This is a genomic window from Chitinimonas sp. (assembly GCF_041904975.1).
In the GTDB taxonomy this organism is placed as follows: domain Bacteria; phylum Pseudomonadota; class Gammaproteobacteria; order Burkholderiales; family Chitinimonadaceae; genus Chitinimonas.
This window is the reverse complement of sequence record NZ_JAYRLZ010000178.1, coordinates 1-8913: the sequence shown is the minus strand read 5'-3', so window position 1 is coordinate 8913 and position 8913 is coordinate 1. Positions and strand designations below refer to the sequence as shown.

Below are 8913 nucleotides of genomic sequence, written 5' to 3'. Positions count from 1 at the left end.
TGTCGCGCGGCAGCGTATCGTATTGCGGGCCACCGACGGCGCCGAGCAAGATGGCATCGGCAGCGCGCACCGCCTCGCGCGTCGCTTCCGGATACGGCTCGCCATATTGATCGTAAGCCGCGCCGCCCAGCGGTACGGTAACGGTTTCCACGGCCAGGCCGTCGGCCTTGAGCTTGTCGAGCACGCGCACCGCTTGCGCTACGATTTCCGGGCCGATGCCGTCACCGGGGAGAATGGCGATCTTCATGGGGTTGTCTTCCTAGTCTTGGGTTTTGGTGAGCCGGTCCACCAGCAGTTTTTCGCAGCACTTGAAGCCCACATAGCAGGCCAGCGCTACATAGCTGAGGCCGATCAATTCGAATAATTGCCGCAGCGCGCCATCGCTGGCCACCGTCCAGCCGTAGTCGACAAACAGGCCAAGATTGGCGCGCAACAAGATAACAAGGTTGAATGAGCTGATGCCAAAGCCACTGAAGCACACGCCCATCAGGGCAAAGGTCAACAGTGCATGGCCTTGCAGATAGCGCAGGCAACGCACCCGCCAGAGCTTGAGTCTTTGGCTGAGTGCGGCTGCCATCGGCGTCAGGCAAACAACCAGGGCTGATCGATACGGCGCTGCGCTTCAAACGCACGAATCTGGTCAGCGTGATTGAGTGTCAGGCCGATTTCATCGAGGCCATTGAGCAGGCAGTGCTTGCGATGCGCGGTAATGTCAAAGCCAAACGCCAGGCCCGACGGCGTTGCCACGGTCTGGCCGTGCAGATCGATGGTGAGGCGGTAGCCCTCGCGCGCCTGGGTTTCGCCGAACAGCAGATCGACCGACTGGGCCGGCAGCACAATGGGCAACACGCCGTTCTTGTAGCAGTTATTGAAGAAGATATCGGCGAACGATGGTGCGATCACCGCGCGGAAGCCGTAGTCTTCCAGTGCCCAAGGTGCATGTTCACGCGAGGAGCCGCAGCCGAAGTTTTCGCGCGCCAGCAAAATCTGCGCACCGGCATAGCGCGGGAAATTCAGTACAAAGTCAGGGTTGAGCGGGCGGCTGGCATTGTCCATGCCCGGCTCGCCATGGTCGAGATAACGCCACTCATCGAACAGGTTCGGCCCAAAACCGGAACGCTTGATCGACTTGAGAAACTGCTTGGGAATGATGGCGTCGGTATCGACATTGGCCCGATCCAGCGGGCAAACCAGGCCATTCAAAGTGGTAAATGCTTGCATGGGTTTCTTTCGGTTCGCCGCGCCGGCAGCCGCAGGAGCCTTGGCCACACTGCAGTTGTCCGGACGCGCGAAGGGTGGATTTGCACACCGACACCGCCCTTGGCAATCCCCGAATCAGGAACGGGGATTGCATCGGGCTGGCGCCCTGGTCTTTGCCTTAGCGGGCAGCCTTTTCGATGGCTTCGCCGCCCTTCTTGATATCTTCACCGACGCCGCGCACCGTATTGCAGGCACTGAGCTGGAACAAGGCGAAGACAGCCGTTGCGGCCACAAGCAATTTTTTCATCATCGACACTCCCATAACAGGAATCAGAACAAATCAGCGCAAGCCGCCTCAGGCAAAACTGCGCACATCGACAAAATGACCGGCAATCGCAGCAGCAGCAGCCATTTCCGGGCTGACCAGATGGGTGCGGCCGCCCTGGCCTTGCCGGCCTTCGAAATTGCGGTTCGAGGTGGAAGCGCAGCGCTCGCCCGGCTGCAGCCGGTCGGCATTCATCGCCAGGCACATCGAGCAGCCCGGTTCGCGCCACTCGAAGCCGGCCGCGACGAAAATCTTGTCCAGGCCTTCGGCCTCGGCCTGTGCTTTGACGAGGCCCGAGCCTGGCACCACCAGTACTGACTTCACATTGGCGGCCTTGGTCTTGCCCTTGGCCACGGCGGCGGCGGCGCGCAGGTCTTCGATGCGCGAATTGGTGCAGGAACCGATAAACACCACATCGACGGCAATATCGCTGATCGGCGTGTTCGCCTGCAGGCCCATATAGCTGAGCGCACGCTCCATGCCGCTCTTGCGCGTCGGGTCAGTCTCTGCAGCCGGGTCGGGCACCCGGTCGGCAATGGTTACCACCATCTCGGGCGAGGTGCCCCAGGTGACTTGCGGGGCGATGGCGGCAGCATCGAGCTCGACCACGGCATCGAATACCGCCCCTTCGTCCGACACCAGCGTGCGCCAATGGCTGGCAGCCTGATCGAACATCGCGCCCTTGGGCGAGAAAGGACGATCTTTCAGGTAGTCGATGGTGGTTTCATCCACCGCCACCATGCCGGCGCGCGCGCCCGCCTCAATGGCCATATTGCATAGCGTCATCCGGCCTTCCATGCTCAGGGCACGGATGGCAGAACCCGCGAATTCAATCGCATAACCGGTACCGCCGGCAGTACCGATGCGGCCGATCACCGCCAGGGCAATGTCCTTGGCGGTGACGCCACGGCCCAGCTGACCATCCACCCGCACCAGCATCGCCTTGGATTTCTTGGCGGTAAGGGTCTGGGTAGCCAGTACATGTTCAACTTCGGAAGTGCCGATACCATGCGCCAGGCAGGCAAAGGCGCCATGAGTGCTGGTGTGCGAGTCGCCACATACCACGGTCATTCCGGGCAAGGTGGCGCCGTTTTCCGGCCCGACCACATGGACGATGCCCTGCTTTTGATCCTTGAACGGGAAGTAGGCCAGCGCACCCACTTCGCGGATATTGGCGTCCAGCGTTTCCACCTGCTGGCGCGAAATCGGGTCCTTGATGCCCTCGTCCCAATGGTCGGTCGGCGTATTGTGATCGGCGGTCGCCACAATGGACGACACACGCCAAGGTTTGCGGCCGGCCAGCTTGAGGCCTTCAAAGGCTTGCGGACTGGTGACTTCATGCACCAGATGGCGGTCGATATACAGAAGAGCGGTGCCGTCTTCGGCTTCATGCACCACGTGGCTATGCCACAGCTTGTCGTAGAGAGTCTGGGCCATGGGACCAACCTCGAAAATCGGGGGATGCCGAACTTACCATGTCTGCCCGAAACTCTCTAGCTGCGCCCGCGCCCTACATGGATTCCAGCACCTCGCGGCCATTGAGCGGTTGTACCGGCCGCGCATTCATCGGGAACATCTGCCGGAACCGTGCCAATTGCGCCTTGGATAGTTCGACCGGCGTTTTCAGCACGATCCAGCGCACCCCTTCCGAACATGGCGGCGTGGTCAGCGAGCCGTCGAAGGTAAAGTACTTGGCGTTATTAGGCAGCAGATTGGCCGGGCTGATCATCTGCCCATCGAAGCTGCGCGTTTCGCCGTGCTCACCCGGCAGGCGCGACCACAGCGTATCGATCAGCGGATTGGCCTGGCCTTCCTTGAACAGCACCGCCACCACCGCCAGCCGCCCGGCTTCACTCTTGTGTACCAGATGGGCGACCATGGCAAACGGCTTGCCGCCAATCATTTCTTCGCTGGGGGTATGGAAATGGAATTGCTTGAGCTCGTAGCGATCGCCCAGCACTTCCACCGATTGGCCCGGATCGATATTGACCTGGATGGTATGGCCGTTGTTGAGGATGCTGAGTTTGCTAAGCCCGTAGCTGAAACGCAACTGCGGCAGTTGCTGCGGCGCGGCGCCGACGATATTGATCGGTGATTGCTGGCGGCCTTCGGCGCATTGCGCGAAGTCCGGGTTCATGCGCGCCCAGTTCTGCGGGCCCGTAGCCGGGCCGGTATAGCTCCAGTGGCTGGGGTCTTCTTCGTGGGCTTCGGCCTTGGCGCCATGTTTGCCGCCATGGCGAGGTTCGGGGCGCTGGGCAGCAATGGCGGCGACTGGCAGGGCAAGGCCCAGGGCAATAAGCAGCAGGCGGTGCAGCATGGTAGGCATAGGGCGCTTCCTGTTTGGCATGATGGTCAGACCAGTGTAGGAAAGCCATGGTCAAAGCGCCATGATCGCGCCAGCAGCGCCAAGCTGCTCTGACCTATTTGTTCTTGCCGCTCAGCTCCGGCCAGGCCATGCGCACGTAGTAGAACATCGACCACAGCGTGAGCAGCGCAGCCACCAGCAGGCAAACCGTGCCGAAGCGCTGCATGTCGAACCAGGGCACGATGCGCTGATGAAACAGCAGCACGATGATGGCCACCATCTGCGCGCCGGTTTTGAACTTGCCTATCATCGACACTGCCACACTACGCGAGGCGCCCACCTGGGCCATCCATTCACGCAGTGCCGAGATGGTGATCTCGCGCCCGATGATGATGGATGCGAGCCAGGCATCGACCCGATCGAGTTGTACCAAAAGGATCAGGGCCGCTGCCACCATCAATTTGTCGGCGACCGGATCGAGAAAAGCGCCGAAGGCGGAAGTCTGGTTCCATTTGCGCGCCAGCCAGCCATCGAACCAATCGGTGATCGAGGCGGCAGCGAAGATGGCGGCACCGGCATAGTTACGGTGCGGCGGGGTGATCCAGCTCTCCGGCAGGTAGTACAGCGCCAGAAACAGCGGAATCATCAGGATTCGCGCCCAGGTCAGCAAGGTCGGCAGGTTCAGAGGCATCAGGCGCTTTGGTTTCTCGTACTTCAATGCAGTGCGTTATAAATCTTCTCGGCCAGCGCGCGGTTTATGCCTTCTACCTGGCACAAATCATCGATACTGGCGGCGCGAACCCCTTGCAGACCGCCGAAGCGGGTCAGCAGGCGCTGCCGGCGCTTGGCGCCGATGCCTTCCACTTCTTCCAGACTCGATGTGACCCGCGCCTTGCCGCGCCGCGCACGATGCCCGGTAATGGCGAAGCGGTGTGCTTCATCGCGTATGGTCTGGATCAGGTGCAGGGCGCCGCTGTCGCGCGGCAATTGTAGCGTCTGGTTTCTAGACGGAACAATCAACTGCTCCAGTCCAGGCTTGCGTGTCTCACCTTTGGCGACACCGACCAGCAACACATCTGCCAGGCCGACCTCCTCGATCACGTCCACCGCCACGCCGATCTGGCCCTTGCCACCATCGATCAGGATGATGTCCGGCGCCACGCCCTCGCCTGCTGCAATTTTTTCATAGCGGCGGGTCAGCACCTGGCGCATGGCGGCGTAATCATCGCCAGCGGTAATGCCCTTGATGTTGTAGTGCCGGTATTCCTTGGGCTGCATAGCGAGGCGGTCGTACACCACGCACGATGCCACGGTGGCCTCGCCCATGGTGTGACTGATATCGAAGCATTCGATGCGCTGCGCCGACTCGCTCAGCTCAAGGGCATCTTGCAGCGCCTGCAAGCGGCCCAGCTGGGTGGCCTCGAGTGACAGCCTTTGCTCGATCGCCAGCGTGGCGTTCTTCTGCGCCATTTCCAGCCAGACGCGACGCTCGCCGATAGGTTTACTGACGATGGCAATGCGATGCCCGGCCTGTGTTGCCAGCAATTCCGCCAGCAAGCTCATGTCGGACTCGGCATTGCAGATGATCGCCCGGGGAATGGCCCGATCGAGGTAGTACTGCGCCAAAAATGCTTCCAGCGCATGTTGCGCGTCGTAATCCTCGCCATGTTTGGGGAAGATGGACTTGTCACCGACATGGCGGCCGCCACGTATCATCACCAGATTCACGCACACCATGCCGTGAGCGGACACGCAGGCCACGATATCGACATCGGCCTCGCTGGCATTGCTCGACACGAATTGCTTTTCTTGAACCTTGGCCAGCGACTGGATCTGGTCGCGGTATACCGCTGCCTGCTCGAATTGCCAGGCAGCTGCAGCGATCTGCATTTTTTCTTCCAGATCGGCCAACAGATCGCTGGCCTTACCCTGCAGAAACTGCACCGCATGGCTGACATCCTTACGGTAGTCCTCACACGCAATCGCCTCGACACAGGGGCCGCTGCAGCGCTTGATCTGGAACAGCAGGCAAGGCCGGCTGCGGTTTTCGAACACGCTGTCTTCGCAGGTGCGTAACTTGAACACCCGTTGCAGCAGCTGGATGCTCTCTTTGGCCGCATAGCCGTTGGGAAACGGGCCGAAGTACTGGTGCTGCTTGTCCAGCGCACCACGGTAGTAGGCCAGGCGCGGATAGGCATGGCCGCTCAGCATCAGATAGGCATAGCTCTTGTCGTCGCGAAACAGGATGTTGTAGCGCGGCGTCAGCGCCTTGATCAGATTGTTTTCCAGAATCAAGGCTTCGGCTTCGGAGCGCACCACCGTGGTCTGGATATCGGCCACCTGCCCCACCATCAGCCGGATGCGCGGCGACAGATCGCTTTTCTGGAAATACGACGACACCCGCCGCTTCAGGTCGATGGCCTTGCCGACATAGAGCACGTCGCCGCCAGCCGACAAAAATCGGTACACCCCCGGCAAATTAGGCAAGGCAGCCAGAATCGGCTTGGGATCGAACGGCAGGACAGCCCCGGACATACGCGCCAGACTCAGGGCGCAGCCACAGGCGCTGGCACGGCAGGCGCCGAGGACTTGGCGGGCGCACCGGCTGCAGAGGGATTGACGGCAGGCGTTGCAGGAATGGCGCGAGCCGGGCGCGCTTCCAGAATCTGATAAAACACCTCGTCCTGGCGCACCAAGCCCAACTCATTGCGCGCGCGCTCTTCGATGGCATCAGTACCGGTTTTCAGGTCGCGCACTTCCGCATCCAGCGCATCATTGCGCGCCTTGAGCTTGTTGTTTTGCGCCAGCTGATCGGCCAGCTGCGATTCGATTTGCCACACCTTCAGCCAGGAACCCTTGCCGATCCAGAGTGGCCACTGGAGCAGGGTGATGGCAGCGGCGAGAATCAGGGCAAGCAGGCGCATGGGCGCGATTGTAACCGGATGCACTCTATAGGCAAACGCAACGGCCATTCCGGACAACACAAAGGGCAGCCTGAGCTGCCCTCTGCTGATCGATTACTTGATCTGATAAAACGCTGCACGGCCCGGATAGTAAGCCGCATCACCGAGTTCCTCTTCGATGCGCAGCAGCTGGTTGTACTTGGCCATACGATCGGAGCGACTCAGCGAGCCGGTCTTGATCTGCATGCAGTTGGTCGCCACCGCCAGGTCGGCAATGGTGCTGTCTTCCGTCTCGCCGGAGCGATGCGACATCACCGAGGTGTAGCGGTTGCGCTTGGCCAGATCGACCGCCTGCAGGGTTTCCGACAGCGAACCGATCTGGTTGACCTTGATCAGGATGGAGTTGCAGATGCCCTTGGCAATGCCCTCGGCAAGAATTTTGGCATTGGTGACGAACAGATCATCACCGACCAGCTGCACGCGTTCGCCCACCCGCTCGGTCAGCAGCTTCCAGCCATCCCAATCACGCTCGCCCATGCCGTCTTCGATCGAAATGATCGGATAGGCCTTGACCAGGCTTTCCAGGTAATCGACTTGCTGGGCGCTGGTCAGCTCGCGCTTGTCGCTCTTTTTGTACACATATTTGCCGGTTGCCTTGTCGTAGAACTCCGACGCAGCGCAGTCGAGGGCAATGGCAATATCTTTGCCGAACACATAGCCAGCCTGTTCCACCGCCTGGCGGATCATATCGAGCGCCTCTTCGGCGTTCTTTACGTCCGGCGCAAAGCCGCCCTCATCGCCCACCTGGGTCGGCAGATGCTTGTCGTGCAGGATTTTCTTCAGGGTGTGGAATACTTCGGCGCCGTAGCGCATCGCTTCACGGAAGCTCGGCGCGCCGATCGGCACAATCATCAGCTCCTGAAAGTCCAGGCTGTTGTTGGCGTGCTCGCCGCCATTGATCACATTCATCATCGGCACCGGCAGCGCCATCGGGCCGGAACCGCCGATATAGCGATACAACGGCAAGCCGGCTTCTTCGGCCGCCGCCTTGGCCACCGCCATCGACACCGCCAGGATGGCATTGGCGCCCAGACGGCCCTTATCTTCAGTGCCATCCAGTTCCAGCATGGTGCGGTCGATAAAGGCCTGGTCGGATGCGTCGAGGCCAATAATGGCTTCGCAGATTTCGGTGTTGACATGCTCAACCGCCTTGAGCACGCCCTTGCCCAGATAACGGCGCTTGTCGCCATCGCGCAGCTCCAGCGCTTCACGCTCGCCGGTCGAGGCACCACTAGGGACGGCGGCACGGCCCATTACACCGCTTTCCAGCAGCACGTCGGCCTCTACGGTCGGATTGCCGCGCGAGTCGAGAATTTCGCGGGCGATGACTTCAACGATTGCACTCATCGGACGTTCCTTGATGCGATTGTGGGAAGGAGATAGCCGCGATCATGGCCGCATCCGTCGCCTGTACTCAAGCGCGAACGACCTACATGGCGGCTGGGCAAGCCGGATCGTATCCGGCTTACAGGGCGTTTTCGTGAAATGGCTGCTGCTTCACCAGCTTGTCGATGGACTGCAGCACCGACAGCAAGGCCTTCATTTTCAGCAAGGGCCAGGCGTTCGGGCCGTCAGACATGGCATGCTCCGGATCCGGGTGGGTTTCCATGAACAGGCCGGAAATACCCACCGCCACCGCAGCCCGCGCCAGCACCGGGACAAACTCGCGCTGGCCGCCGGATTTGTCGCCCTGCCCGCCCGGCAGCTGCACCGAATGGGTAGCGTCGAACACCACCGGGCAACCGGTCTCGCGCATGATGGCAAGGCTGCGCATATCCGACACCAGATTGTTGTAGCCAAAGCTGGCGCCGCGCTCGCAGGCCATGAAATTATGCTCGGGCAGGCCAGCTTCACGCGCCGCTTCACGGGCCTTGTCCATCACATTTTTCATATCGCCAGGCGCAAGAAACTGCCCCTTCTTGATATTGACCGGGCGGCCTGACTGCGCGCAGGCACGAATAAAGTCGGTCTGGCGACACAGAAATGCCGGCGTCTGCAGCACATCCACCACCTCGGCCACTGGCTTGATCTGGTCGATATCGTGGATATCGGTCAGCACCGGCACATCCAACTGCTCACGTACCTTGGCGAGAATGCGCAGGCCTTCATCCATGCCAAAG

Annotated in this window: 11 protein-coding genes; all 11 read right to left on the bottom strand. The window is 60.8% G+C overall.

Annotation, left to right across the window (positions count from 1 at the left end):
- The coding region (locus ACE3OH_RS15430; RefSeq protein WP_374354795.1) for an isocitrate/isopropylmalate family dehydrogenase at positions 1–247 on the bottom strand (247 nt) is incomplete at its 3' end.
- A 12-nt stretch (positions 248–259) separates the two neighbouring features.
- Positions 260–577: a hypothetical protein gene (locus ACE3OH_RS15425; protein WP_374354792.1), complete on the bottom strand. Its 318-nt coding sequence runs from the start codon at positions 575–577 to the stop codon at positions 260–262.
- Positions 578–582: 5 nt separating this feature from the next.
- A complete protein-coding gene (gene leuD, locus ACE3OH_RS15420) occupies positions 583–1221 on the bottom strand; it encodes a 3-isopropylmalate dehydratase small subunit (RefSeq protein WP_374354789.1) in 639 nt (212 codons plus the stop codon).
- A 157-nt stretch (positions 1222–1378) separates the two neighbouring features.
- On the bottom strand, positions 1379–1507 hold the full coding sequence (locus ACE3OH_RS15415) for an entericidin A/B family lipoprotein (RefSeq protein ID WP_374354786.1): 129 nt from the start codon (positions 1505–1507) through the stop codon (positions 1379–1381).
- 48 nt (positions 1508–1555) lie between these two features.
- Complete coding sequence (gene leuC / locus ACE3OH_RS15410; RefSeq protein WP_374354780.1) at positions 1556–2962, bottom strand: 3-isopropylmalate dehydratase large subunit; 1407 nt, start codon at positions 2960–2962, stop codon at positions 1556–1558.
- A gap of 73 nt (positions 2963–3035) precedes the next feature.
- On the bottom strand, positions 3036–3851 hold the full coding sequence (locus ACE3OH_RS15405; RefSeq protein ID WP_374354777.1) for a carbonic anhydrase: 816 nt from the start codon (positions 3849–3851) through the stop codon (positions 3036–3038).
- A gap of 94 nt (positions 3852–3945) precedes the next feature.
- Positions 3946–4521: a CDP-diacylglycerol--glycerol-3-phosphate 3-phosphatidyltransferase gene (pgsA, locus tag ACE3OH_RS15400; RefSeq protein ID WP_374354774.1), complete on the bottom strand. Its 576-nt coding sequence runs from the start codon at positions 4519–4521 to the stop codon at positions 3946–3948.
- 23 nt (positions 4522–4544) lie between these two features.
- Entirely contained in the window at positions 4545–6365 is a 1821-nt protein-coding gene (uvrC, locus tag ACE3OH_RS15395; protein ID WP_374354771.1) for an excinuclease ABC subunit UvrC, read from the bottom strand.
- An 11-nt stretch (positions 6366–6376) separates the two neighbouring features.
- Positions 6377–6754, bottom strand: a complete 378-nt coding sequence (ftsB, locus tag ACE3OH_RS15390) for a cell division protein FtsB (RefSeq protein WP_374354768.1) — start codon at positions 6752–6754, stop codon at positions 6377–6379.
- A 93-nt stretch (positions 6755–6847) separates the two neighbouring features.
- Complete coding sequence (gene eno, locus ACE3OH_RS15385; RefSeq protein ID WP_374354765.1) at positions 6848–8140, bottom strand: phosphopyruvate hydratase; 1293 nt, start codon at positions 8138–8140, stop codon at positions 6848–6850.
- A 118-nt stretch (positions 8141–8258) separates the two neighbouring features.
- Positions 8259–8913: 3-deoxy-8-phosphooctulonate synthase (gene kdsA / locus ACE3OH_RS15380; RefSeq protein ID WP_374354762.1), on the bottom strand; the 655-nt coding region annotated here is incomplete at its 5' end.

What these genes read in the sequence shown, in the direction of transcription:
- ACE3OH_RS15425 (WP_374354792.1), bottom strand. Translation starts at nt 577, where the DNA reads ATGGCAGCCGCACTCAGCCAAAGACTCAAGCTCTGGCGGGTGCGTTGC.
- leuD (WP_374354789.1), bottom strand. Translation starts at nt 1,221, where the DNA reads ATGCAAGCATTTACCACTTTGAATGGCCTGGTTTGCCCGCTGGATCGG.
- ACE3OH_RS15415 (WP_374354786.1), bottom strand. Translation starts at nt 1,507, where the DNA reads ATGAAAAAATTGCTTGTGGCCGCAACGGCTGTCTTCGCCTTGTTCCAG.
- leuC (WP_374354780.1), bottom strand. Translation starts at nt 2,962, where the DNA reads ATGGCCCAGACTCTCTACGACAAGCTGTGGCATAGCCACGTGGTGCAT.
- ACE3OH_RS15405 (WP_374354777.1), bottom strand. Translation starts at nt 3,851, where the DNA reads ATGCCTACCATGCTGCACCGCCTGCTGCTTATTGCCCTGGGCCTTGCC.
- pgsA (WP_374354774.1), bottom strand. Translation starts at nt 4,521, where the DNA reads ATGCCTCTGAACCTGCCGACCTTGCTGACCTGGGCGCGAATCCTGATG.
- uvrC (WP_374354771.1), bottom strand. Translation starts at nt 6,365, where the DNA reads ATGTCCGGGGCTGTCCTGCCGTTCGATCCCAAGCCGATTCTGGCTGCC.
- ftsB (WP_374354768.1), bottom strand. Translation starts at nt 6,754, where the DNA reads ATGCGCCTGCTTGCCCTGATTCTCGCCGCTGCCATCACCCTGCTCCAG.
- eno (WP_374354765.1), bottom strand. Translation starts at nt 8,140, where the DNA reads ATGAGTGCAATCGTTGAAGTCATCGCCCGCGAAATTCTCGACTCGCGC.